Genomic DNA, 24,060 nt, shown 5'->3' on the forward strand with positions numbered 1-24,060 from the left:
TTTCCTTTTTTTCCAGAGGCAGGATTATTGCCGTGCCCCCAGGGGCGCCCTCCGCTCCGCCGGTGAAAGTGGATTGGTGACGCTGAATCCTCCGCCGGAAACCCGCCCGCGCAGCCTAAAGAGACGTATTGCCGAAAAGAAAATGCTGCGCCGCAAGACTGGCCGCGCCTGTGGCGAAATCACCCGGGTAGAGAGGTGCAAGAAGCAATTCGGTCACGTAGCGGTCGCGTCGCAGCACATGCGCCTCAACCGCCTGCCTGAGCGCCCGAGCAAATACGCTCTCGACCAGATGCGGATCGAGTTTGACGACGATACGCGCTGGATCGACAAGCTGGATAATCTGCGACAATGAGACACCCAGAGCGGTGCCTGCGCGATGCAGGATAGCCAGTGCTTCCGGATGACCATCCGTTGCGAGTTCATCGATCCGAGCAATATCGTCAGGAAGGTTCGATCGTCTGGCAGCGCCCAAAATTGCGGGCAGGGCTGCCAGGGTTTCGAGACACCCCCTGTTGCCGCAGCGACAGGGCAGTGCCTCTCCATCAATAGCAATGGGAGAATGGGATATTTCCCCCGCTCCGCCGTGACGCCCCCGGTGAAGGCGGCCATTGACGATATGGGCTCCACCGATACCCTCACTGACGAAAACGAGACTGAAATTATCCAGATCGCCCGAATTGCCGAAAAGCTGTTCGGCCACGATCAGGGCATTCGCGTCATTTTCGACGAATACCGGCAGACCCGTCATGGCGGAGAGGCGTTTGCCGATATCCACCTCGTGCCAGCCAAGTGTTGCAGAAGCGAGACAGGTCTGACTATCAGACGCGACGATGCCGGCAATCACGACACCGATCCCGGCAATGGCGCCGATCCCCGTCGGGGCATCCTCAAGGATCTGGCGGACAGCATTGGCCATAAGATCGAGACAGGCCGCAACATCGGTTTCCAGCGGCAGGCTCATCCTGGCATGCAGGCGCCCGTGGGGATCGGTCAGCACAATCTGCACCGGGTCGGCCTGCAAGGAGATTCCGATGAAGCTCGCGGCGTCCTGCCGAAGCCCGAGCATGATAGCCGGGCGACCGAAGCCGAAAACTCTCTCGCGCTCATCCAGGATGTTCTGCTCAATCAACTCTCGCACAAGCGCAGTCACACTCGCCTTGCTGAGATTGAGTATGCGCGCAAGATCAGTGCGACTTTGCGGTCCGGAGCGACTGAGCACGCTCAGGATACGGTGGTGACCTGTCGAGAACATTGATTATTTCATTTGCTAAATTAAATGATGCGCCTGTACGATTGCAAAATGAGCGAAGCTACCTTCTCTCTCAACGTTGCAGATGGAAGTTGGTCCCGAAGTCAGGTTTCATAGTAGCGATATCCCGGCATTCCTGTCCAGAACTTACATCAAATGATTTGTCGTTTAGGTATTTCATGCAAGTAAACGATGATGGAATCGGCATATCACGGTAGATTTTGACTCACCAAGACAACTAGACAGACAGGATATCGTGTCCTGTCTCCAATAATATAATTTGAAATATTATAGAAACAGTCGGAGATCAGTGTCCTGCCAAGCGATTGTCTTTGCGCCGATATCGGCGGGTCTACGATGCGTCTCGCCCACATAAGAGATCATCGCCTCATCCTCGATCGGATCGAGACAGCAACGCCACGCGACTCCCTCTCTCAATTCACGAACGCTATCGTTACCTTGGTTGAGCGTCTGGGGGTGCCGGAACTTCCGCTCCACATTGCTCTGGCAGGCCTGCAGGATCCTGAAACCGGGGAATGCCATGCCGCAAATATTCCATGCCTCGATCGAACAGACCTCGCGACCCTCCTCTGTGGACGTCTCGGTCGGACGGTTCGCATTGCTAATGACGCTGACTGCTTTGCTCTGGCAGAGGCTCGCACAGGCGCCGCGGCGGGGCATGATCATGTTTTCGGAGTCATCCTCGGCACCGGCGTCGGGGGCGGGCTCATATTGAATGGGCAGCTTGCAAGAGGCGCGCAAGGCCTCGCGGGGGAATGGGGGCATGGTCGTTTCCTGAGGGAGAGCGATACCCGGTTCCCTTTTCTGCGCTGCGGCTGCGGATGTAAGGGTTGCCTGGACACAATTGCCGGGGGGCAGGGTCTCGAACGGCTCTATCTCTGGCAGCACGGATCTGCCCTTTCCGCACCCGAGATTATTAGCGCTTGGCATCAGGGAGAGTCTCATGCCGTCGATACGATGACAGATCATATCTCAATCGTGTCCGACGCTCTTGCTCTGATCGTCAATGTGACGGGAGCAAGTCGCCTTCCTCTCGGCGGTGGTCTGGGCATGGCGCCCGGCGTCGCAACGGCACTCGACACGGCCCTCCGGCAGAAAATCCTGCGACGCAGCGCTACTCCGATTATTGTGAAAGCGAAACTTGCAAATGATGCTGGCCTGATTGGCGCGTCTTACCTATAATCCGCATAGTTCATTTTCTGAAATAACAAATTCACCGTTCCCGTGAGGAATTTCCCCGAAATGACCAAGGTCCCCTCCCCCCAGGACAGACTGGTTGGCTCTTATGGATATGGTGCGCTCGCAATCGCCGCACTGATTTTCTTTGCCATGGGTTTCGTGACCTGGCTGAATGGCCCTCTGATTTCTTTCGTGCGCGTGGCGTTCTCGCTCAGCGAGTTCAGTGCGTTTTTCATTCCGATGGCGTTCTATTTTTCCTTTTTCCTGTTTTCCATTCCTACATCGCTCATCGCCCAGAGGCTCGGACTCAAGACGGGTCTAACGCTCTCCGTGCTCGTTTCTGCACTGGGCGTGGCGGTATTCGGCCAGTTCGTCGCCTGGCGAATCTATCCGGGGGCGCTGACCGGACTTCTGATCCTCGGTGCAGGCATCTCGTTGATGCAGGTCGTGATCAATCCTCTGGTCAGCCTTCTGGGGCCGGCAGATCGTGCCGCCCAGCGCATTTCGATCATGGGAATCTGCAACAAGACAGCGGGCATCCTGGCCCCGATCGTGCTCGGGCTTCTCGTCATGCGCAATATCGGCGCCGTCGCCGAGAAGGCCCAGTCGGCAACCGATCCGGCGGTGCGAGAAGCTTTGTTGAACAATTTCGTTCAGGCGCTTTACGCTCCTTATCTGGGCATGGCCGGATTGCTGGTGGTCATCGCAATCATCGTGGCGTTTGCCCCCCTGCCCAATCTGGAGGCGACGCCCATCCTGTCGGGCGAGGGGTCGGATCGACGGTTCTTCAAGCCGCATCTTGTGTTCGGCTTTATCGCCATGTTCCTCTATGTCGGTATCGAAGTCATGGCCGGTGACGCCATCGGCACCTATGGGCAGAGTTTCGGGCTGCCGCTCGACGAGACCAAATTCTTCACGGCGCTCACCCTGACCGGCATGCTTATCGGCTATATCATGGGCTTTGTGATCGTTCCGCGCTTCATCAAGCAGGAGGTCTATATCCAACTCTCCTGTCTGGTCGGCTGTGTTCTGACCGTTCTGGCAGTTTTGACGCAGGGCTATAATTCGGTGTTCTGCGTGGCGCTTCTGGGCGTTACGAATGCCATGATCATGCCGACGATATTTCCGATTGCGATACGCGGCGCCGGGCACATGACCGCCATGGCCTCCGCCATCATGGTGATGTCCTATAGTGGGGGTGCCGTGGTCCCGCAGTTTTACGTGTGGCTCAAACCGGTCTTCGGGTTTCAGGGCATGTTCGCCATGATCGTCATACCGGCCTATCTGATTATTCTGGCCTATGCCCGGCGTTACGGTCGTGTCGGGCTCAGCAACGGGGAATGATACGTGAGTGAAGTACTGAGCGGACAGATCGTTCTGACTGATCGCATTCTTTCGGGGACGATCGGGTTCAATACCCACATCGAAACGATCACAGCCTGCGAAGCGCCCCCCGATCGTTTCATTCTGCCCGGCTTCATAGACGGGCATGTTCATGGCGGCGACGATGCGGATACGATGGATGGTGTCGAGGCCATCCATACCCTGGCCTATTTCCATATGCGTCATGGCACGACCACCATTTTGCCCACAACCATCACCCGCCCGTGGCACGATGTGCTCTACGCGCTGCGCGCTGTTGCCGAGGTCATGGCGGCCCCAAGCGAAAACGGGCCACGTATTCACGGAGCACATCTGGAAGGGCCCTTTGTCAGCCCGCACAAACTCGGCGCCCAACCTCCGTTCACAATCGCCCCGGAGCCAGAAAAACTCGACGATATCCTTGCGATAGGGTGCGTTCGTGTCGTGACGCTGGCACCGGAAATACCGCATGCCGATACCGCCATGGTCCGCTTTGCCGAGGCTGGGGTGCGTGTGAGCATCGGCCATACCGTCGCCAATTATGAAACAACCCACGCCGCCCTGTGTCGTATCTGCGCAGCGAGGGGCGGCGTGGCAGGTGGCACCCATCTGTTCAATGCCATGTCTCCAATCGAAGGGCGCAACCCCGGACCTCTTACTGCCCTGATGTGCCATGATGAAAGCTATGCGGAGATGATCTTCGATACGCATCATGTTCATCCTGCGAGCTTTCACCTCGCCTCACGCATGATGCCCGACAGGCTTTTATTCGTGACCGACGCCATGCGCGGCGCAGGTCTGCCTGACGGCCCGAGCTCCCTGGGCGGGCAGGACGTACTGATCAGTGACGGGGTAGTGCGCCTTCCCAGTGGCTCTCTGGCCGGAAGCGTGTTGACCCTTGATCAGGCATTGCGCAACGCTGTCACGCATGGCGCCTCCCTGCCCGAAGCGAGCCATCTGGTCAGCTCGAACGCTGCCCGCTATCTCGGCCTCACAGACAGAGGAAGTCTGGAAACCGGCAAACTCGCAGATTTCGTCGTTCTGGACGCTGATCTGTGCGTCCGGGAAGTGTGGGTCGGTGGGCGCAAGACCCATACTTCCTAGACCAAAATCACAGAGACATCGCAACGTTATCATGACAATGTAACAGTATCACACGTTTTTTTGTAGTCGCCTCTGGTGTTGCTCTATTGTGTCTTTCTGTTAATGCCGTGTCCATAAGACAAACAGCCCTCGAGCAGCGTCAAAACAACCCGGCCAGAGTGATGAGCAGAACCAGCACGATTTTACCCCTCTCCCCCAAGCCCTCGGCCCCGTCCTTGCAGATTTCCCCTCCTGTCAACGCCCGCAAACGTTGTTCCCTTATGCGAGTGCTCTCGATGGCATTCGCCGTCGCTGCGCTTTGTGCGCCAGAAGCGAGAGCGCAGGCCCAGACAGCCAAGACAATCGAGACGGATGATTACGTTGCGATGGGTTTCCCGATTGCCGGACAGGGCGCAGTGCCCATCGGCCCCCTCGTCCCCTCGCTCTATGGCAACCCGCATCTCCTGGGCGATTGGGGCGGGGCGCAGAGCTGGATGCAAAAGCGCGGCATCTTCCTGAACATTGCCCTTAACGAGGAATATATGGGCAACATCACGGGCGGTCGTACACGGGACAATGTGTTCGCGGGGCAGGTCGCAGCCGGGCTCGATATCGACTGGCAGAAGCTGGCGGGGATCAAAGGGTTCTGGACCCATATGCTCGTGGTGAACGGACACGGACGCAACTTCAGCTATTCGCTGGGGGATTATGTTTCCAATCCCGAGCAGATCTATGGCGCACGCGGCAATGTGGTGGCCCATCTTGTCTCGATGTATGCCGACAAGACGTTCCTGCATGACCGTGTCATCCTGTCAGCCGGTGTGATCCCGACAGGCACGTTTTTCGATTTCGACGCGCTCGCTTGTAATTTCATGAATGTGAGCGTCTGCGGCAATTTTGCACCCGGCAAATATGCTCCCGGCGGGCGCGACTGGCCCTCTGCCAATATCGGTGCCGTACTGCGTGTGCGCCCCACAGAGCGCACCTATATCATGGGGGGACTTTTCGCGGTGAGCCCACATTCTTTCAATGGCGGCATATCGGGCTGGGCTCTTGCGCAGGATGGCCTGGGCAAGCTCAGCTCGCAGTTCGAAACGGGATGGGATCCGGCTTTCGGCAAGGACAAGCTCCTCGGTCACTACAAGGTCGGCTTTTACTACGACAACTCGCGTTATCCGCATCTCTATGAAGACCGGTATGGCGGCTCCTATCAGGCCAGTGGCCTTGGTGCCCGGCGCCAGTCCGGCATGTGGTCGAGCTGGTTCATGTTCGATCAGATGCTCATGCGCAGCGGCAAGGGGCTGGCTGATGGTCTGATCGTCATTGGCGGTGTCGGTTATGCGCAGGGCAATGTCGTGGCCATGCGCGACCATGAATGGATCGGCCTGCTGCAAAGCGGCACGCCGTGGCATCGTCCACTCGACCAGATCGGCATCATGTTCCAGCATATGAACATGAGTCGCTCGGTACGTTTGCAGCAGGAATCGTCGCTGGCTCTCGGGCTGCCCTTCGTCTCGAATCAGTGGGGCACAGTCTACGGGGTCCAGAACTGGGAACAGGTCTACGAGGCATTCTACAGCGTCCACCTCGCGCGGGCGACCTCTCTCCAGTTCGATTTTCAGTACCTCCAGCATCCCGGCGCGACCACGACGTTCAAGGACGCCGCCGTTCTGGGTGGGCAGTTTACCACGAACTTCTGAGTCCTGACGGCACCCGGGGAAGGCGGAAGCACCCGCCTCCTTCCGGGCGTCTGCTCAGTTGACGAGTGTCATCGTATCGACATCGATAAGGCCCATATCCGTTATCTTGAGATGCGGAATAACCGGGAGAGGCAGGAACGCCAGCTGCAGGAATGGCTCCTCAAGCGTTCCGCCCATCGCCCCCACGGCACACCGCAACGCTTCAAGATCGACCCGCACCTGCTCGAACGAACGGTCACTCATGAGGCCGGCGAGAGGAAGGCTGAGTTCGGCCACCACCTCCCCCTCCCGAACCGCAACGAATCCGCCGCCCAGTATGGCGAGACGCGCAACGGCCAGCGCCATATCATCATCATTCATCCCGACAACGCAGATATTATGGCTGTCATGCCCCACCGATGACGCCAGCGCACCCGTTGCGAGCCCGAAACCCTTGACGAAGCCGCGGCCGATATTGCCGTTCTTGCCGTGGCGGGCAATCACACAGATCTTGGCAATATCCTGCCCGGCATCGGGCAGAACCTGCCCCCCGGATACGGGGAGATCATGCCGCAGGAAGCTGGTGATGATTTGACCGGGCACGATCCCAATCACGGCCCGATCTGTGCCGCTCCCGGCGATGGCCAGATCACCGGCAGTGACGGGTTTCGCCAGTTTGACGCTGCCGTATCCGGAAGGCTCGATCGTGTGCCTCGCGTCGAACAGGGCGTCATCGACCTGACGCCCCGCCGAAAAGACCTGCGCGACCTGACAGGTTTCGAGGTCATCGAGCAGCACGATATCGGCACGTTGACCCGGAGCTATCTGCCCCCGATCACGCAGGCCAAAGGCACGTGCGGCTGACAGGGAGGCCGCACGATAAGCGGCCAGAGGGGCCACACCCAGCGCGATGGCCTTGCGGATCAAGAAATCGATATGCCCCTCATGGGCGATTTCCATCGGATTCCGGTCATCGGTGCAGAACGCGAAAAACTGCGATGTCTCAGGGGTCAGCAACGGGGCAAGTGCTGCCAGATCCTTGCAGACCGATCCCTCCCGGATAAGAATGGTGATGCCCTTGCGGATCTTTTCGAGTGCTTCGTCAGCGAGGGTCGCCTCATGATCGGTGAGGATACCCGCTGCGAGATATCCGTTCAGCGCCCGTCCGCGCAGGAGCGGCGCATGTCCGTCGATATGCCCCCCGGCAAAAGCGGTAAGCTTTTCCATGCAGTCGGACTGGCAGCCGAGCACCCCGGGGAAGTTCATGAACTCGGCAAGACCGATCACCTTCGGGTGGGTACGATAGGCCTCGAGCGCAGCCGCATCGAGAATGGCTCCTGAGGTTTCCAGCGGTGTCGCCGGTACGCAACTCGACAGATTGACCCTCAGATCCATCACCGTTCGGGTGGCGCAGTCGAGAAAATAATCGAAAGCACCGGTGCCAAGCACGTTGGCCATCTCATGCGGGTCACAGATCGCTGTCGTTACGCCATGAGGCAGAACACACCGATCGAACTCGAACGGGGTGATGAGAGAAGACTCAACATGGAGATGGGTGTCGATGAACCCCGGCACCGCAATACGTCCCTCTCCGTCAATCTCACGGACACCCTCGTAGCGATCGAGTATGCCGACCACACGATCACCGGTGATCGCAATATCGGTGGGCAGGAGAGCGCCCGTGACCAGATCGAACAGCCTGACATTGCGTATGACCAGATCGGCGGGCTCCGATCCGGCACCCTGACGCACTCGCCGCTCGATTTCATGACGCATCATTCGCTCCCGCATGAGGGAGGCCGACTGGCTTCGGCCCCCGAAGAGCGTCTCACTATATAGGATCGTGCCTATGTTGAAATGGGCGCATTCCGCTATCGGAGCAGGCTGCCTTATGCAGCGTCGAGTTGCTTGGCCATGTTGAAGAACCGGTCATCGAATGTCCGGGTTTCAATGATGGATCCCGCCAGCTCCTGCAGGATCTTCATGTTCTTTTCGAGCAAAGCCCGCACGGCCTCATCGGACTTGTCTTTGAGGAAGATAGAGCGGTTGGCGTAATCCTGGATCGACCCGACGAGACTGATGAAGTCAGAGAGCACGTAATCATCGGACACGGCACCGGGCTGACGCAGATGTTCCATGACCCTGTGATGCAGCTTGTAGAAGGCCGAAATCTCGCCGTGGATTGACTCGATGAAGTCCATATCGCTGAATTTGTCGTTCATGAACAACACACACATGAACATGAAGTAGAAAACAGCATCCCAGTTCGTTTTCACGAAAACGTAGTTCCAGTTATCGAACCCGGCGTAAGACGCATGATGCGTGTCATCGAAACCGGCATAGGCCTCTGCCATGACGCTGTTCATGCGGCTGATCATGTCACGGCCGCCCGGCTTCGTAATTGCAGTCGTGATCATGGTGTTGGCGAGACCGATCATGTCGGTACCGTTCGAATACATCGGATCGATGAAACCCGCCGCTTCGCCGGTCAGCGCCCAGCCATCGGCAGACAGGAACCGCGAGGACAGATACGAGTAGTTGCGCAGCATCACGAAGTCGATCACCTCGAATGCCTTGCTTTCCATGTAGGCCTGGAAACGAGGCTCTTGCCGGTTCAGCCAGTCGACGGCGAGGGGATGGGAGCTCATCTCGGACAATTTATGTATCGTGTTATCGAACACGATACCGATGCTCGTCGTCTGCTCGCTAATGGGAATGATCCAGACCCAGTAGCCCCGCCCGATCAGATGGGTAGTGCTCCTCGCCCTCTCGCGGGCATTACCGAATGGATTGGCCTCGTCGGTCGAACTCAGAAACTCGTTGATGTCCACCTTGCCCGCGACCCGGAACCAGACAGCGGAGTGATTGACGCGCGCAGGCTGCTGCAGGCCGAATTTTTTCATCAGGACGCGACCGCGCCCCGAGGCGTCGACTACCCATCTTGCCGCGCGCTTCGTAACCGCGCCCTCATGATCGCGCACCGAGACGTCGTGAACCTCCCCGTTTTTCTCGATATCGAGCACCCGGCTGTTCTCGACCAGAGTGATACGCTCGCCGAGTTCATCACGCAGGTGGTTCTCGAGCTTGCCACGATCTATCTGATAGGTGGGCTGATGCGGATAAACCCCGAGCCCGATCTCACGATAGGGAGAATCACCCGTGCCATTCAGCGTCTGGATGAAGCGCAGCCCCATCTTGCGCAGATGATCGAATTCCAGATGGTATTTGCACCCGACGATTTCAGACAGATAATAGGCACCAATCTCGACCGTCGATTCTCCAACCTTGTGAATGCGTTCGGGGTACGGAAACCGGCGATTATGCGCGATACAGATCTGCAGGGTCGGATCGGCATCGAGCAGTTGCTTGGCCAGTGTGAGGCCAGCCAATCCTGCGCCAACGATCAGGACATCATGGACAAGGTGCGGTGCGTGTTCAGACAAGACACAACTACTCGATTTTTGAGGTGAATACGATGCGCAAGCGTTAAATTGGCGCTCGGGTCGGATTATGGGTACCTAATTGACCGGACACCGTTAATCAACATCAAATCAACGTCACAACACATTGATATAATCGACAACACCGCTCCTGTATTGCACGATCATCGCCAAATTATTCTCTCAGCGTATTGTTTTACGCTTGCATGTCAGGAATCTTCCTTTGCAAGCCGCTCGAGAGCATCAATTTCGCGGGGAATGTCGTCCCCTTCTTCCTTTTCTCCTGCATTCTCATGGGCTTTTCATGTAAAGGCGAGTTTCATCGTGAGCAGTAACACACCATTCACGCCGCAATTCAGCGTAAACGAGAGACTGCTACTCCTGCGGGGAAAGCATATCGGTCCCACGGTCATCCTGCGTCTTGAGCAGATTGGTATCGTTTCTCTATCCGCCCTCTCCCACCATGAGTCGGAAGATATATGCCTGCGCATCGCGGCACATCTCGGATCACGTTGCTGGCGAAACAGCCCCCGCGCGCGCGATGCCATCGCAACGGCCATCACGATTGCGCGGAAGGAGAGTTCGCCCCCCCAGATCCTTTCCTCTCATCAGCCGTGAGAAACCCGGCGAGACCTCATAATGGAACGGCCGCCTGCCCATGACCGGGTTCTGTCACAAAGGATTTCACCCCCGCCCCCTTCCCTAAGAAAACATGAAGGACTATCTAGGCAATTGAGAAGCGTTCTCACGGAACGCCATTTTCCGGCTATAGATGGGCTTTCCTCATGACACTCGACACCCTGCCCAAAGGCGCGCACGCGGTCATCAGCCAGGTCGTGGCGCGTATGGTCGATGATCCGATCGCGACGCGACTGGGCGAGTTGGGGTTCATTCCGGGCGCCCCGGTCGAAATCGTGGCAACAGGCCCCGTGGGCCATGACCCCATTGCCGTTCGGCTTGGCTCGACCTGTTTTGCCCTTCGCCGTGGTGAGGCCTCGCGTATCACGCTCAAACACGATCTCTGATCTGGATATGGACGCCGTCACACTGCCGGAGACGGCCACCAGACCCTTGCGCGCCGCCCTTGTGGGCAATCCCAATTGCGGCAAGACCTCGCTGTTCAACCAGCTGACAGGCAGCCGCCAGAAGGTCGCGAACTATGCGGGCGTCACAGTCGAGCGCAAGGAGGGGTATCTCACAACCCCCAATGGCAGAGCCATTCGCCTGCTCGACCTGCCCGGCGCCTACAGCCTGAGTGCCACAAGCCCGGATGAAGACGTCACACGTGACGTGTGCATGGGGCATCATCCGGTCGAAAAGCAGCCGGATCTGATCATCTGTGTTGTCTCGGCCAGCAATCTGCGGCTGCATCTGCGCTTCCTGCTTGAACTCATGCAGCTCGGCCGCCCCATGATCGTGGTGCTCAACATGATGGACGAGGCCGCACGCCTCGGGCTCACCATTGACGTGCCGGGCCTTGCCGCAGCGCTTGGCCTGCCTATCATCCCCGCCATCAGCCTGCGCAAGAGCGGTATTGCCAATCTGCTGAACGCGCTCGATCAGCCTGAATTCCTGCCGCCGCCCGCTTTAAAGACCGATCTGGACGTCCATGGCGAAGTCGGCAAGCTCATCACCCGCTTCACCAATGAAGGCACGCTCAGGGGCGACCGCATGGCGGACCGCCTTGATCGCTGGTTCCTCCATCCGGTCTGGGGCCCGATCATCCTTCTGGTCGTTCTCTTCTTCATGTTCCAGACGGTCTTCGCCTGGGCCCAGCCCATCATGGACGCGCTGGAGGCGGGCATCGCCTCGCTCGGGCAGATCGTCGTCTCTCCGCTTCCTCCGGGGCTGCTGCGTAGCCTTCTGGCCGACGGCGTGATCGCGGGCGCAGGAACGGTCATCGTCTTCCTGCCCCAGATCCTGATCCTGTTCCTGTGGATCCTCACCCTGGAGGAAACAGGGTACCTGCCCCGCGCAGCCTTCCTGCTCGACAGGATCATGGCGCTTGCAGGGTTGAGCGGGCGCTCCTTCATTCCGCTGCTCTCGAGCTTTGCCTGCGCCATTCCAGGCATCATGGCAGCGCGCACGATCCAGAATCCCCGCGACCGGCTGGTGACGATCCTGATCGCACCGCTCATGACGTGCTCGGCGCGGCTTCCCGTCTACACGCTGCTGATCGCGGCTTTCGTGCCCCATCGCACCGTGCTCGGCTTTCTTGGGCTCCAGGGGCTGGCCCTGTTCGGGCTGTATCTGGTTGCGATTGTCAGCGGCATCATCGCAGCCCGGCTCATGACGCGTGGCGTTGCATCAGACGAGCATCCCCTGATGCTCGAACTGCCTCCCTACCGCACCCCCAATCTGAAAAGCGTGGCGTTGGGGCTCTGGCAGCGGGCCGTCATGTTCCTGTCGCGCGTCGGCACGATCATTGTCTCGCTCAATGTGCTCCTCTGGGCACTTTCCAGCTTTCCGTCACCGCCAGCCAATGCAACGGGCGCCGCAATCGATTACAGTCTGGCTGGCCATATCGGCCATTTCATGTTGCCCATCTTTGCGCCGCTGGGCTTCAACTGGCAGATCTGCGTCTCGCTCATTCCCGGGCTGGCCGCACGCGAGGTTGCCGTCAGCGCATTGGCTACGGTCTATGCGCTGGGAGCCTCGGATGACAATGCCGCGAACCAGCTTATGCCGCTTCTCAGCGCGCATTGGAGCATGGCAACCGCCTTTGCACTGCTGGCCTGGTATGTGTACGCGCCGCAATGCATCTCGACTCTTGCAGTCATGCGTCGCGAAACCCGCTCGCTCAAAGTGGTTCTGGGAGCTGCGGCCTATCTCTTCGGCCTTGCTTATGCCGCGGCCTTTCTTACCTATCATGTGACACGCGCCCTGACCGGATGATCGCCATGATGCAGAGTCTTATCGTCATCGCCCTTGTGACCATTGCCCTCCTGTTCTGGCTGAACAGGCTGTTCCCGGCCCATGCGGCTTCGATCAAGGCGCGGCTTGGCCTCGCCAAGGCCCTTCCTGCCTCAGGGGCAAAGAAGGGTTGCAACGGTTGCTCGGGCTGCAAGGGCGGCGGCTGCCACTGATACCAGCCGATAGGAGCGCGGGGTAACGACCGCGCGCTCCGGCAAGAGCTTCGGCAAGTGTCAGACGGCGTGGTCCGCACGCTCGATGAAATCACGCACCTGATGCAGGTCTTCCATGATCTCATGCGCCTTGCCGATGATCTCTTCATTGGGCGCCATCAGATCGGGCACCACAATCACCCTGATCCCAGCGGCATGGGCAGCGCGCGCGCCATTATGGGAATCCTCGATCGCCAGGCAGAATGCGGGCTCGACGCCGATCGCCTGTGCCGCTTTGAGGTAGGGTTCGGGATCGGGCTTGCCGCGGCTGACATCATCCCGCGTGATGATCGTATCGAAGCGATCATAGATACCGACATGGCGCAGATGGGTCTCGGTACGGGCCCGTCCTGATGAGGTCGCGATGGCACGTGGCAAGCCGCGTGCGTCGAGATAATCGAGCAGGGGGACCACCCCCTCCTTCATGACCAGACCGCCTGCCTCCACCAGCTTGTGCATATGCACATCCTGGGTCCGGAACAGGCGACCCAGATCGATATCGGGACCATAGGTATCCGTCACCAGCTTCGCACAGGCATCACCGGGCAAACCGATCATCTGCCGGGCGAAATCGAGAGGCATATCATGCCCCAGTTCACGCGCCGCGCTGACGAACGCCTCGAGAGACAGGGTCTCGCTATCGAGCAACACGCCATCCATATCGAACAGAATTCCCTTGATGGGCCCAGGTCCTGTCATCGTGTTTCTCCTTGATCCATTGCTCGAGCCGCATCTCGCTGCAAGCCATTGCTGTTGCTTGTCTGTCTGCCATGATCAACGCGCGGCACCAATCGCGTGGCCAATTCGGCCGCCACAAGAGCCGCGATGATCTCTGGTCGCTTGTCGCGCAGGCCGTGATCTCCGATCGGACAGACCAGAGCATCGATCCGGCTCTGGGCAAGGCCGATCTCTCTGAACCCGGACTCGAAACGCCGTCTCTTAGTCTGTGAGCCGATTAACCCGACATAGGCCAGATCGCCCCGCTCAAGCGCTGCCGCGGTGATCAGCGCATCCAGAGCATGGCTCGGTGTCATGACCAGAACGCCGTCCCCCGGACGCAATGAGGCAATCTCGCTCTCCCACGCTGTGCTGACCTGTATCGTGACGCCTTCGGGCACCGGACCGAACTCCTCCGGCCTCGGGTCGATCCAGCGGAGTGACAGGGGCAGGAGCGCTGCCGCCCTGACCAGAGCACGTCCCACATGCCCTGCGCCGAAAACACTCAGTGTCGGCCAATCGAGACGACGTTGCTCAAGTCGGCGCAGTTCCTCATCGAGATCGAAGACAGGCTCATACCGGATCAGAGCAACACCGCCGCAACACTGCCCCGATTCAGGCCCCAGAATGAAGCGACGATCCTCGCGCATCGCCTCTCCCCTCAGGATCAGGCGGGCATGTTCCAGACACTGGCATTCCAGATCTCCGCCCCCGATCGTGCCGGTCTGGGCGGTTTCAGTCACGAGCATGAAGGCGCCCGTTTCGCGAGGTGTCGAGCCTCTCGTCTCGGCCACCACCACGCGCAGCACGGCCACGGCCGAGCCTTGCCAGCTTCGGACCAGGTCGAGGTCGATCAGGAGGGCTCTCCCTGCGCGGCGCGGGCCTGAACCTGCATGATCGTGCGCAACAGCCGTTCAGGGGTTGCCGGGGCGTCGAGCCCCGGGCAATGCCGGTACCCGTCCAGACTGGCGATGGCATCGGATAATGCGTGCAACACGGCCACGCCGTGAACGAGAGGCGGCTCTCCGACCGCCTTGGAGCGGTAGATTGTCGCCTCGCGATTGGGGGCATCTTCGAGCAGGGTCACGTTGAAAATGGCAGGGCGGTCGGAGCAGGCGGGAATCTTGTACGTGCTCGGGGCATGGGTACGCAGCCTGCCCTCCTTGTCCCAGACCAGTTCCTCGGTAGTGAGCCAGCCTGCACCCTGAACGAAGGCCCCCTCGATCTGGCCGATATCGATATCCGCATTCAGGGATTGCCCTGCATCGTGCAGGATATCGACCCGGTCGATGGTGTTTTCGCCGGTCAGCAGATCCAGGGTGACCTCAGCGCAGGCTGCACCATAGGCGAAGTAATAAAAGGGTCGGCCGCGCCCGGTCGCCGCATCCCAGGAGATCTTGGGCGTCTTGTAAAACCCGCTGGCCGAGAGCGAGATACGGGCGAAATAGACCTGCCAGACCAGATCGCGGAACGGCACGAGGCTCTCGCCGATGCGTACCCCTTCCGGGGTGAAACGGATCGCCTCTGGCGTGACCTGCCATTTCTCGGCAGCGAAGGTCACCATCCGTGCCTTGATCTGACTGACCGCGTCGAGCACCGCCATACCGTTCAGATCGGCCCCCGATGACGCAGCGGTGGCCGAGGTATTGGGCACCTTGCCGGTTGTAGTCGCCGTGATACGCACATTCTGCGCATCGAGACCAAACTCGCTCATCACGATCTGCACCATCTTCGTGTGCAGACCCTGACCCATTTCCGTGCCGCCGTGATTCACTTGTACCGAACCGTCGGTATAGACATGAACCAGGGCACCCGCCTGATTATAATGGGTTGCGGTAAACGAGATACCGAACTTGACCGGCGTGAGCGCAATGCCCTTACGCAGGCTGCGGCTGGTCGCGTTGAACGCACGCAGCGCGTCGCGCCGGGCGCGGTACGCGCAGCGTTCGGCCAACTGGGTCATGACGAGATCGCTGATCGAATCCTCAACCACCATGTGATAGGGCGTCACGTCCCGTGTGCCTGTGCCATACACATTGCGCAGACGGATATCGAGCGGATCTCGCCCGGTCGCGAAAGCGATTTCCTCGATGACACGCTCTGCCGCCACAATCCCCTGAGGGCCGCCAAAACCACGAAAGGCCGTATTGGACTGGGTGTTGGTCTTCAGGGCGAGAGAACGAAACCGCACATCGGGGTAGAAATAGGCGTTATCGGCGTGAAACAGGGCGCGATCGGTCACCGGACCCGAGAGATCGGCCGACCAGCCGCAACGCGCCGCAAGTTGCATGTCTACGGCAAGGATATCGCCCTGGTCGGTAAAGCCCACCTCATAATCAACCCTGAAATCATGACGCTTGCCGGTGATGACCATGTCATCGTCACGATCGAGGCGCATCTTGGCGGCCTGACCGGTCAATTCTGCCGCGAGCGCCGCAAGACAGGCACATCCATTGGCCTGGGACTCCTTGCCGCCAAAGCCGCCCCCCATACGCCTGATCTCGGTCGTGACGAGATGATGCGGGCGACCCAGCACGCTCGCGACAAGATGCTGCGTTTCGGAAGGATGCTGGGTGGAGGACCAGACACGCATCTCCCCCGCCTCGCCAGGCTGGGCCATGGCGACCTGACCCTCCAGGTAGAAATGCTCCTGCCCGCCTATGGTCACGCGTCCCTTGAGGCGACGCGGCGCGGCCTCGAGCGCGGGTTCTACTGCGCCACGCTCCATGGTGAGGGGGCGCCATACCAGCGCGCCGCCATTCTCGAGGGCAGAGTCGATATCGAGAACCGCCGGGAGTTCCTCATAAACGATACGCGCCAGACGCACGGCACGCCGGGCAATTGCGCGCTCGGTCGCCACAACGGCAAAGATCGGCTGGCCGACATGCTGCACGAGATCGGTCGCAAGAAGCGGCTCATCATGGGCATGAACGGGGCTCGTCTGATTCTCACCCGGGATGTCCTGAGCAGTGATCACCCGGACCACACCGGGCAGGGCGCGCACCGCATCGAGATCGATCGAGACCAGACGCGCATGCGGCTTTGCGCTGAGCCCCGGCACGACGTGCAACAAGCCCTTGGGCTCAGGCATGTCGTCAATATAGAGCGCGCGCCCGGTCACATGCAGCATTGCACTCTCATGCTTCATGAATGGGATTTTCCCAGCCTTGGACGCTGAGGCGTCAGCCGCCACTTCTGGGTTGCCCGGCCCGTTGCCTGCGCTTTGCGTTCGGGTCAGGAGGGCCTCGGTGCCTTCAGGCGTGTCCGTGCGGTCAGACATGGGTGAGGCTCCCAGCCTTGGCGAGGCGCATGGTTTCCCCCTGGCTTTCCTCATAAAATCGCGTCAGCAGATTGGCAGCCACTGTCTGACGATACCAGGCACTGGCCCGCATATCGCTCAGAGGCGTGAAATCCTCGGCTAGGGCATCTCGGGCGGCTTCGAGCGTCGTCTCGTTCCAGAGTTGACCCAGCAGCGCCTGCTCGGCTCTGGGCGCACGACACGGTGTCGCCGCCATACCGCCAAAGGCGAGACGCGCCTCGGTGATCCGCCCGGAGTCATCGCGGCAAAGGGCAAAGGCCGCGAGAACCGCGGAGATATCCTGGTCGAAGCGCTTGGAGATCTTGTAGCTGCGGTAGAATGTCTCCTCCTTCTGACGAGGTACACTCACGGCCTCGACAAACTCTCCTTCCCGACGATCCTGCTTCCCATAGGCGAGGAAATACTGCTCCAGAGGCAGACTCCGCCGTGTTTCACCCCGACGCAGATGGAGCGTCGCTCCGGCCGCAATCAGGGCTGGCGGGCCATCGCCAATAGGCGAACCATTGGCGATATTGCCGCAGAGCGTGGCGCTGTTGCGTATCGGCGTCGAGCCGATACGACCGATCAGGACGCCGAAATCGGGCAGGATACGCGCCAGTGCTGCACGCGCAGCCTCATAGGTGACCGCTGCCCCGATACGCAGCCCATCCTCTGTCTCTTCGATCGTCGCGAGATCGGCGCACTGCCCGATGAAGGCCACACGCGGCAGGGAGCGCATCGCCTTGGTCACCCACAGCCCAACATCCGTCGCCCCGGCGACGATGAGCGTCTGGGGATATGCCACGAGCCAATGCGCCAGAGACTCCGCCGAGGCTGGCAGGAACACGTTGCCCTGTGCGGTCTCGATTTCAACATCTGCCCTGTCCTCAAGCGCCGCCAGCCGATCGTCCAGTGTGCGGATACGCTCTTCAAAGCTTGAATCCGGTGCCGCAAGCGCCTGCTTCATGGCCCTTACGATGGGCGCGTAGCCGGTGCAGCGACACAGATTGCCCGCAAGAGCGGAATCGATCGCGGCATCGTCATCCGAACGGGTATCGGCATTGCGATACGCCACCATCGACATCACAAATCCCGGCGTGCAGAAGCCGCATTGCGCGCCATTGAGAGCAATCATGGCCTGCTGGACCGGGTGCAATGCCTCTGCCGAGCCGACATCCTCAATGGTAAAAACTGCCGCGCCATCGAGCATGGGCAGAAGCTGGATACAGGCATTGACCGCGCGCAGGCTCACCCCGGATGGCATGGCGCGTCCACGGCTCGCTTCCCCTTCCGCGCCAGAGATTTCGCTACTGGAGCGACGTCGCGCCACGATCACCATGCACGCGCCGCAATCCCCTTCGTTACAGCCCTCCTTGGTGCCGGTGCGCCCCTCATGACGCAACCAGTCCAGCAGGGTCCGATCAGGCGCAACATCATCGAGCGTGACGAGGCGGTCCCCCAGAAAGAAGCGTATTGTCTCGCGCATGAATGACCCCCCGCATGATGGAAACTGGTTGAATGAATGGGGGTGGCCCCTTCGCCATTTCCGGAAACTCTTGTATGATTGGGAGATTCGACGGCAGAGAACAATCAGGAATATTGCATTTCCTGCCTTGTTATCGCTTCGAACTGCGCCTAAGGCTCCACGGCCATTTCAAACGCAAGAGGATCACCATGAAGTCCACTGATCTGATCGACCGCATCGCCGCCGCCACCGGTGGCACCAAGGCCGACGCCAAGACCGCCCTCGACACCGTCTGGGCCAGCATCATCGACGCCGCCACCAAGGGCGACGAAGTGTCGATCCCGGGCTTCGGCAAGTTCCAGGTGCGTTCCACCGCTGCTCGCCAGGGCCGCAACCCCAAGACCGGCGAAACGATCGAAATCGCTGCGTCCAAGAAGCTCAGCTACTCCCCCGCCAAGAACGTCAAGGACGCTCTGGCCGGCAAGTAAGCCGATCGAAACGCCATGGTGCGTGCGGGACCTCCCAGCGCCATGGAATTTCAAGGGATGCCCTGACTTCTGCCCCAGCGTAGCGGTCAGGTGCCTCTCCCTTCGGACCATCTGTCCGCCCCGAGGCCGCTCCATGCCCCTGCGCATGGGAATATGATCCCGCCTCATCCGAAAATCTCCCGGCACGGCCATCTTCCCGAGCGGATACACGGCGATCCCGCCCACACGGCTCGAACTCGTCGCCGATGCTTGCGCCGTTCACGCATCGCCCCGCCCTCATGCGGCGCCACTTCCGTTAAAAAACGTTCCCGGCTCTCGCCCGCCCGCTTGCAAAAGCAAACAGGTTTCGTCACGTTTCGCGGCATGTTGCCCCGCCTTCTGCCCGCCCTCGCCCTCGCTATTCCGCTTTTCTCCGCCCAGGCCGAAACGCCGGAGGGACAGGCGACGGCCCGCATCTTCGATCATCTGCGGAGCGACCCAGCGCGCATGACCCTGTTCATGCGCAATTTCCCCAAGGGTGGGGATCTTCATAACCATCTTGCAGGGGCCATCTCAGCCGAGAGCTTTCTCGAATGGGCCTCAGAAGACGGATTATGCGTCTCGCTTTCGCAGGGACGCATCCTGCCCACCAAGTGTCGTCTGGCCACACCCGGCGATATTCCCGCCGCCCAGCTGCATGCGCGTGACGACGCCCGCGCGGTCATGATCGATTCCTTGTCGATGCATGATTTCGTTCCGACACCCGCCGATCACTCCGGTCACGATCACTTTTTCTCGAGTTTTGGACGTTTCGCCCCCGTGCTCGGAGCCCATCAGGGCGAGATGCTCGCCCAGGCACGCGATCAGGCTGCCGCCGATCACGTGGTCTATCTCGAACTGATGATCTCTCCGGCTCTGGGAAGCATGGTCAAGACGGGCGATCAGCACCCCCTGCATGATCTCGACCTTGATGCCGCGCATCAGGCCTTGAAGGACGAGCGTCCCCGTCTGGTGGCTGAAGCCAGACGCGATACGGACGACATGGAGCATCAGGCCCGCGACATCCTGCAATGCGATACCCCTGCCGCACATCCCGGGTGCTCGGTGACGGTGCGGTATCTGTTCCAGGCCATCCGCACGATGACCCCGGCTCAGGTCTTCGCCCAGCTCGATGCGGGGTATGCTCTGGCTCATGAAGATCCGCGCTTTGTCGGGCTCAATTTCGTCGCCCCCGAAGACAACAGTACCGCCATGGCCGATTATGAACTGCACATGCAGATGTTCGCCAAGCTGGGCGCGCTCTACCCCGATGTCCGGCTCAGCCTCCATGCAGGCGAGCTGACTCCCTCCCTTGTTCCCGCCAGCGGGCTACAGAGCCACATCCGCGACGCGGTCGAGATTGCGGGTGCCGAGCGCATCGGCCACGGCGTGGATATCATCTGGGAGAAAGACGCCATACGGCTTCTCAACGAGATGGCGCAGCGTCGTATCGCGGTCGAAGTCAATCTGGTCAGCAATGCCCAGATCCTGGGGGTAAGCGGCGCGGAGCATCCCCTCAGTCTCTATCGCCGCGCCCATGTACCCGTCGTGCTTTCAACCGATGACGAAGGCGTATCGCGAAGCAATCTGACCGAGGACTACCTCAAGGCGCTGACCACCACATCGCTGAGCTATGCCGATCTGAAAACCCTGTCCCGCAACAGTCTGACCTATGCCTTCATCCCCGGTACATCGCTCTGGGACGGAGATCATGTGACCACACTCTGCAAGGCACCGCAGAGCTTTGCCTGTGCGGATTTTCTGAAAAAAAGCCAGAAGGCCCGCCTTCAGCTTCAGCTCGAGCAGAACTTCGCTGCTTTTGAAAACACCGTCAGCCACGAGCCCCTTTTCCAGTGAGGACCCTCCGCCCGATGCTCAAGCGCCTACTTGCCCTCTCGGCCCTCTCCCTTTGCGGCACGGCGCTCGTCGCGCCCGCTTTTTCTCTCCCTGCCGCCGCCGAATCCAGCCCCGCCAAAATTCCTGTTCGCGTCGTGGTTGTCACCACGTTCGAGATTGGCAAGGACACGGGCGACACTCCGGGCGAGTATCAGAACTGGATTGAGAAGCTTCCCCTGAGCCAGACGCTGCCCGCACCCGGCACCGATCACGAGGTGATGCACTACAACCCGGAGTTGCAGGTCCTCGCCATCGCTTCGGGTGAAGGGCCGCAGCACATGGCCTCTGCCATGACTGCGCTCATTCTCGACCCTCGCTTCGACCTGCGTCACAGCTATTTCGTCCTCGCCGGAATTGCCGGGATCGATCCCAATTTCGGGACGATCGGCTCTGCCGTGTGGGCCCCCCGTGTGATCAATGGCGGCCTTGCACATCTGATCGACCCGCGTGAAATCCCGAAAGACTGGCCGGATGGCTTTACACCCGTACAGGGCAGCCGCCCCGATCAGTCGCCCCGCCCGCCCTTGCACTCGCTGTCGGGCGACATGGTCTACACGCTCAATCCCGGCCTCACGAACTGGGCCTATGGCCTCACCAGATCGATTTCCCTGCCCGACAGCGATGGCATGAAACAGAGCCGCGCCCGCTATCGCGGCTATGCCCCCGCCCAGAAGCCCCCCTCTGTCATGATCGGCGATACGATCTCGGGAGAAACCTTCTGGGTTGGCAAGCTCATGAACCGCTGGGCCGAACGCTGGGTGCGCTACTGGACCGATAACAAGGGCGTCATGGCCACGACTGCCGAAGAGGATATCGCTTTCTGTCAGGCCCTAGCGCTCCAGGCCAAGGCCGGACGCGTCGATCCCGATCGCGCCCTGCTCCTGCGCACCGCGAGCAATTTCGACATGCCGCCCCCGGGTCAGACCGCCGCGCAGCTTCTTTCGGATGAAGCGAATGAGAAGGGCTATTCAGCATTCATCCCCTCGGTAAACGCCGCCTATCAGATCGGCAGCGTCGTCGTGCGTGAACTTGCCACCCATTGGGACCGCTACGAGAACACGATTCCCTCTGCAGGGAAATAAGCCGAACAGGAGAGTTCTGGATGTGGGCTATGTGAAAGGGCGTAGCCCTTTGGAAACCCCATCCCGGACCTGAATCAAGCGAAATTGGCTGGTCCGGGCGTCAGGATAATTCGCCTCTTCCCGGAGGCGGCTCTTCATCCATACCCCGGCTTCGCTTCTGATACTGCAGCGGGGCAACGCCGATGACCTGAGAGAACGCTCTGGCGAAGGCACTCATGGACGCGTAGCCGACTTCAGCCGCGACATGCGTCACCCTTTCTCCCTGACCGAGCAGGACTGCTGCGTGAAACAACCGCGCCTGCGTGATCCAGTGCTGCCAGCTCATGCCGGTTTCCCGCCGGAAATGCCTTCGAAAGCTGCGTTCCGACATCCCTGCCACCCGCAAAACTGCTTCCAGTCCGACCGTGCCGGGATCGGCGCGCGCTGCATCCATGGCTCTGACGAGTCCCGGATGACGCGCCCGGGGCAGGACAAAATTACCGGCGCGGATCGCGTCGCACTTCTCCTGCACCAGCAGCAGCAAGGTCCTGAAAAAACTCGCGGCGATCGGGCATTCCTCCCTTTCGCCTTCAGGCCAGCGCAAGGCATAGAACACCATCTCGCGCAGCACGGGCGTGACGGGAAAAATTTCGATCTTCCGGAGCTTCCCATCCCCCGGAGACACCCTGAAAAAAAGCGAAACGCCATCGACATCGCGGATCATCGTCCTGTGCGGGACATGGGCCGATATCCACACAGCATGCCCCGCAGGCAGAAGATGCACCCCCTCCTGCCCCTCGACCTGGGTCGTGCCTTTCCGTGCATAGATGATCTGGTGGTACGGATGCTCATGCCAGCCATACGCCACCGGCTCCGTCACCTTGCGCAGGGCAAAAGCCGCATTGCGCGGCGCATCCAGTCCGCTCTCGACCAGAATGTCTCGGGTCTCCTCATCTGTCAGGATCTTCATCTGGCCGTTCCCCGCTATTTTATGACCGCATATCGTTAGTCGGCCATTGCCCCCTGACGTAGCCTGCCCGGGTAAGGAAAGGAATAATCATGATCGATGCGGTCTCCCCTCATGACACGCGGGTAATCGACCAGTTCACGCGCTGGGCCTCCCCGTTTGCTGCGCTCCCTCTCCATGCCGAGGCAGAGAGCATGGCGCGCACGATAGCCGCCTGCGCTATTGAACCGGGGATGAGCGTGCTCGATGTGGCGTGCGGCCCCGGGATTGTCGCCTGTGCTCTGGCAACAGAAGGCGGGGTCGTGACCGGCATCGATCTCACACCCGCCATGATCGACCAGGCCCGACAGCGTGCCCGGCAAACCGGCACGACTGCCTCCTTCCAGATTGGCAATGCACGTTCCCTGCCCTTTGCTGACGGCGCATTCCATCGTGTCGTGACGCGCTACAGTTTCCATCACATGGAAGCCCCGGCGCTCTGCCTGGAGGAGATGGTTCGGGTCTGTCGTCCCGGTGGGCGGGTGATCGTGATTGACGCGACCCCCACGCCCGAATGTCGGGAGCGCTATGACGAAGCCGAGAAACTGCGTGATGCCTCTCATACCCGCGCGCTGACCCTGGCTGAGCTCGAAGCCCTTGGCCGCGAGGCGGGGCTATCGCCTTTGATGGTTCATCAGTACCGCCTGGAATCACGACTGACTGATCAGGTGGCACCGGAAGATCTGTTGGCTCTGACCGCGTTTTTCAGAGAGGAGATCGCGAGCGGTCAGGACAGGTCTGGCATGAGCGCCAGCGAGATCGATGACGTCATTCGCTTTACTTTCCCCCTGTCGATCGTCGCATGGGAGAAACCTGCGCTGCCCTGAAGCCTAGGGAAACAGAGTTCGGGCCCTGAGGTTCGAGCCTTGTTGTTTCGGCATGGGCACCTCAAAAGAGGCGCCGGGAGGAAACAAGCATTGGGTTGATCTGTGTCGACTGCCGGACCTGCTTATGGCGCGTCTGGCACCCTCTC

The 24,060-nt window shown here is 60.1% G+C and carries 20 protein-coding genes; 12 read left to right on the plus strand and 8 right to left on the minus strand.

The features are described from left to right. Nucleotides 1-115: 115 nt before the first annotated feature. The gene (locus AA0535_RS14865; protein ID WP_264817443.1) at nt 116-1,252 is read right to left on the minus strand and encodes an ROK family transcriptional regulator; all 1,137 of its coding nucleotides are present in this window, start codon (nt 1,250-1,252) and stop codon (nt 116-118) included. Between the two features lie 354 nt (nt 1,253-1,606). Here AA0535_RS14865 and AA0535_RS14870 point away from each other — a divergent pair, with 354 nt between their 5' ends. The 4 genes from AA0535_RS14870 to AA0535_RS14885 all read left to right on the plus strand — a co-directional run bounded on the left by AA0535_RS14870 (nt 1,607) and on the right by AA0535_RS14885 (nt 6,594). Next, nucleotides 1,607-2,452 carry an ROK family protein gene (locus AA0535_RS14870; protein ID WP_264817444.1) on the plus strand — a complete coding sequence of 282 codons (846 nt, stop codon included), beginning with the start codon at nt 1,607-1,609 and terminating at the stop codon, nt 2,450-2,452. Between the two features lie 60 nt (nt 2,453-2,512). Beyond that, the gene (gene gluP / locus AA0535_RS14875; protein WP_264817446.1) at nt 2,513-3,793 is read left to right on the plus strand and encodes a glucose/galactose MFS transporter; all 1,281 of its coding nucleotides are present in this window, start codon (nt 2,513-2,515) and stop codon (nt 3,791-3,793) included. A 3-nt stretch (nt 3,794-3,796) separates the two neighbouring features. Continuing rightward, entirely contained in the window at nt 3,797-4,915 is a 1,119-nt protein-coding gene (gene nagA, locus AA0535_RS14880; RefSeq protein WP_264817448.1) for an N-acetylglucosamine-6-phosphate deacetylase, read from the plus strand. 260 nt (nt 4,916-5,175) lie between these two features. Then, on the plus strand, nt 5,176-6,594 hold the full coding sequence (locus AA0535_RS14885) for a carbohydrate porin (RefSeq protein ID WP_373319361.1): 1,419 nt from the start codon (nt 5,176-5,178) through the stop codon (nt 6,592-6,594). Nucleotides 6,595-6,648: 54 nt separating this feature from the next. On the opposite strand, the gene ade is transcribed toward AA0535_RS14885, so the two are convergent. Together ade and AA0535_RS14895 are read right to left on the minus strand one after the other, a co-directional pair. Beyond that, the gene (ade, locus tag AA0535_RS14890) at nt 6,649-8,349 is read right to left on the minus strand and encodes an adenine deaminase (RefSeq protein ID WP_264817644.1); all 1,701 of its coding nucleotides are present in this window, start codon (nt 8,347-8,349) and stop codon (nt 6,649-6,651) included. Nucleotides 8,350-8,462: 113 nt separating this feature from the next. Beyond that, on the minus strand, nt 8,463-10,016 hold the full coding sequence (locus AA0535_RS14895) for an NAD(P)/FAD-dependent oxidoreductase (RefSeq protein ID WP_264817450.1): 1,554 nt from the start codon (nt 10,014-10,016) through the stop codon (nt 8,463-8,465). A gap of 321 nt (nt 10,017-10,337) precedes the next feature. On the opposite strand from AA0535_RS14895, the gene AA0535_RS14900 reads away from it, so the two are divergent. The 4 genes from AA0535_RS14900 to AA0535_RS14915 all read left to right on the plus strand — a co-directional run bounded on the left by AA0535_RS14900 (nt 10,338) and on the right by AA0535_RS14915 (nt 13,099). Beyond that, a complete protein-coding gene (locus AA0535_RS14900; protein ID WP_264817452.1) occupies nt 10,338-10,631 on the plus strand; it encodes a helix-hairpin-helix domain-containing protein in 294 nt (97 codons plus the stop codon). Nucleotides 10,632-10,798: 167 nt separating this feature from the next. Next, on the plus strand, nt 10,799-11,038 hold the full coding sequence (locus tag AA0535_RS14905; RefSeq protein WP_264817454.1) for a FeoA family protein: 240 nt from the start codon (nt 10,799-10,801) through the stop codon (nt 11,036-11,038). 7 nt (nt 11,039-11,045) lie between these two features. After that, nucleotides 11,046-12,908 (plus strand): ferrous iron transporter B, encoded by a 1,863-nt coding sequence (gene feoB, locus AA0535_RS14910; protein WP_264817455.1) that lies wholly within the window; start codon nt 11,046-11,048, stop codon nt 12,906-12,908. 5 nt (nt 12,909-12,913) lie between these two features. Beyond that, nucleotides 12,914-13,099, plus strand: coding sequence for a hypothetical protein (locus AA0535_RS14915; protein ID WP_264817456.1), 186 nt, complete (start codon nt 12,914-12,916; stop codon nt 13,097-13,099). A 60-nt stretch (nt 13,100-13,159) separates the two neighbouring features. On the opposite strand, the gene AA0535_RS14920 is transcribed toward AA0535_RS14915, so the two are convergent. The 4 genes from AA0535_RS14920 to xdhA all read right to left on the minus strand — a co-directional run bounded on the left by AA0535_RS14920 (nt 13,160) and on the right by xdhA (nt 18,639). Next, a complete protein-coding gene (locus AA0535_RS14920) occupies nt 13,160-13,837 on the minus strand; it encodes an HAD family hydrolase (RefSeq protein WP_264817458.1) in 678 nt (225 codons plus the stop codon). Next, nucleotides 13,834-14,670, minus strand: coding sequence for a xanthine dehydrogenase accessory protein XdhC (gene xdhC, locus AA0535_RS14925; protein WP_264817459.1), 837 nt, complete (start codon nt 14,668-14,670; stop codon nt 13,834-13,836). The genes AA0535_RS14920 and xdhC overlap by 4 nt, the downstream gene beginning before the upstream one ends. Before the next feature lie 38 nt (nt 14,671-14,708). Then, nucleotides 14,709-17,003 (minus strand): xanthine dehydrogenase molybdopterin binding subunit, encoded by a 2,295-nt coding sequence (xdhB, locus tag AA0535_RS14930; RefSeq protein WP_264817646.1) that lies wholly within the window; start codon nt 17,001-17,003, stop codon nt 14,709-14,711. A 124-nt stretch (nt 17,004-17,127) separates the two neighbouring features. Beyond that, nucleotides 17,128-18,639, minus strand: a complete 1,512-nt coding sequence (xdhA, locus tag AA0535_RS14935; protein ID WP_264817461.1) for a xanthine dehydrogenase small subunit — start codon at nt 18,637-18,639, stop codon at nt 17,128-17,130. A 188-nt stretch (nt 18,640-18,827) separates the two neighbouring features. Between xdhA and AA0535_RS14940 the strand changes: the two genes are divergently transcribed. From AA0535_RS14940 to AA0535_RS14950, 3 genes are all read left to right on the plus strand, one after another. After that, nucleotides 18,828-19,106 (plus strand): HU family DNA-binding protein, encoded by a 279-nt coding sequence (locus tag AA0535_RS14940; RefSeq protein WP_025884597.1) that lies wholly within the window; start codon nt 18,828-18,830, stop codon nt 19,104-19,106. Between the two features lie 363 nt (nt 19,107-19,469). Beyond that, the gene (locus tag AA0535_RS14945; RefSeq protein ID WP_264817462.1) at nt 19,470-20,981 is read left to right on the plus strand and encodes an adenosine deaminase family protein; all 1,512 of its coding nucleotides are present in this window, start codon (nt 19,470-19,472) and stop codon (nt 20,979-20,981) included. A gap of 14 nt (nt 20,982-20,995) precedes the next feature. Then, nucleotides 20,996-22,102, plus strand: coding sequence for a purine nucleoside permease (locus AA0535_RS14950; RefSeq protein ID WP_264817463.1), 1,107 nt, complete (start codon nt 20,996-20,998; stop codon nt 22,100-22,102). Between the two features lie 100 nt (nt 22,103-22,202). On the opposite strand, the gene AA0535_RS14955 is transcribed toward AA0535_RS14950, so the two are convergent. After that, a complete protein-coding gene (locus AA0535_RS14955; protein ID WP_264817464.1) occupies nt 22,203-23,051 on the minus strand; it encodes an AraC family transcriptional regulator in 849 nt (282 codons plus the stop codon). Nucleotides 23,052-23,140: 89 nt separating this feature from the next. Between AA0535_RS14955 and AA0535_RS14960 the strand changes: the two genes are divergently transcribed. Further along, nucleotides 23,141-23,914 carry a class I SAM-dependent methyltransferase gene (locus tag AA0535_RS14960; RefSeq protein WP_264817465.1) on the plus strand — a complete coding sequence of 258 codons (774 nt, stop codon included), beginning with the start codon at nt 23,141-23,143 and terminating at the stop codon, nt 23,912-23,914. Nucleotides 23,915-24,060: the final 146 nt, after the last annotated feature.

The sequence above is a fragment of the Asaia krungthepensis NRIC 0535 genome (genome assembly GCF_025995175.1).
Taxonomy (GTDB): Bacteria; Pseudomonadota; Alphaproteobacteria; order Acetobacterales; family Acetobacteraceae; genus Asaia; species Asaia krungthepensis.

Excerpts from the sequence above, each read along its gene's own strand:
- AA0535_RS14950 (WP_264817463.1), top strand. The coding sequence starts at position 20,996 with ATGCTCAAGCGCCTACTTGCCCTCTCGGCCCTCTCCCTTTGCGGCACG.
- xdhB (WP_264817646.1), bottom strand. The coding sequence starts at position 17,003 with ATGAAGCATGAGAGTGCAATGCTGCATGTGACCGGGCGCGCGCTCTAT.
- AA0535_RS14865 (WP_264817443.1), bottom strand. The coding sequence starts at position 1,252 with ATGTTCTCGACAGGTCACCACCGTATCCTGAGCGTGCTCAGTCGCTCC.
- feoB (WP_264817455.1), top strand. The coding sequence starts at position 11,046 with ATGGACGCCGTCACACTGCCGGAGACGGCCACCAGACCCTTGCGCGCC.
- AA0535_RS14920 (WP_264817458.1), bottom strand. The coding sequence starts at position 13,837 with ATGACAGGACCTGGGCCCATCAAGGGAATTCTGTTCGATATGGATGGC.
- AA0535_RS14885 (WP_373319361.1), top strand. The coding sequence starts at position 5,176 with ATGCGAGTGCTCTCGATGGCATTCGCCGTCGCTGCGCTTTGTGCGCCA.
- xdhA (WP_264817461.1), bottom strand. The coding sequence starts at position 18,639 with ATGCGCGAGACAATACGCTTCTTTCTGGGGGACCGCCTCGTCACGCTC.
- AA0535_RS14870 (WP_264817444.1), top strand. The coding sequence starts at position 1,607 with ATGCGTCTCGCCCACATAAGAGATCATCGCCTCATCCTCGATCGGATC.
- AA0535_RS14940 (WP_025884597.1), top strand. The coding sequence starts at position 18,828 with ATGAAGTCCACTGATCTGATCGACCGCATCGCCGCCGCCACCGGTGGC.
- AA0535_RS14955 (WP_264817464.1), bottom strand. The coding sequence starts at position 23,051 with ATGAAGATCCTGACAGATGAGGAGACCCGAGACATTCTGGTCGAGAGC.
- AA0535_RS14960 (WP_264817465.1), top strand. The coding sequence starts at position 23,141 with ATGATCGATGCGGTCTCCCCTCATGACACGCGGGTAATCGACCAGTTC.
- AA0535_RS14945 (WP_264817462.1), top strand. The coding sequence starts at position 19,470 with ATGTTGCCCCGCCTTCTGCCCGCCCTCGCCCTCGCTATTCCGCTTTTC.
- AA0535_RS14915 (WP_264817456.1), top strand. The coding sequence starts at position 12,914 with ATGATGCAGAGTCTTATCGTCATCGCCCTTGTGACCATTGCCCTCCTG.
- ade (WP_264817644.1), bottom strand. The coding sequence starts at position 8,349 with ATGCGTCATGAAATCGAGCGGCGAGTGCGTCAGGGTGCCGGATCGGAG.
- gluP (WP_264817446.1), top strand. The coding sequence starts at position 2,513 with ATGACCAAGGTCCCCTCCCCCCAGGACAGACTGGTTGGCTCTTATGGA.
- AA0535_RS14905 (WP_264817454.1), top strand. The coding sequence starts at position 10,799 with ATGACACTCGACACCCTGCCCAAAGGCGCGCACGCGGTCATCAGCCAG.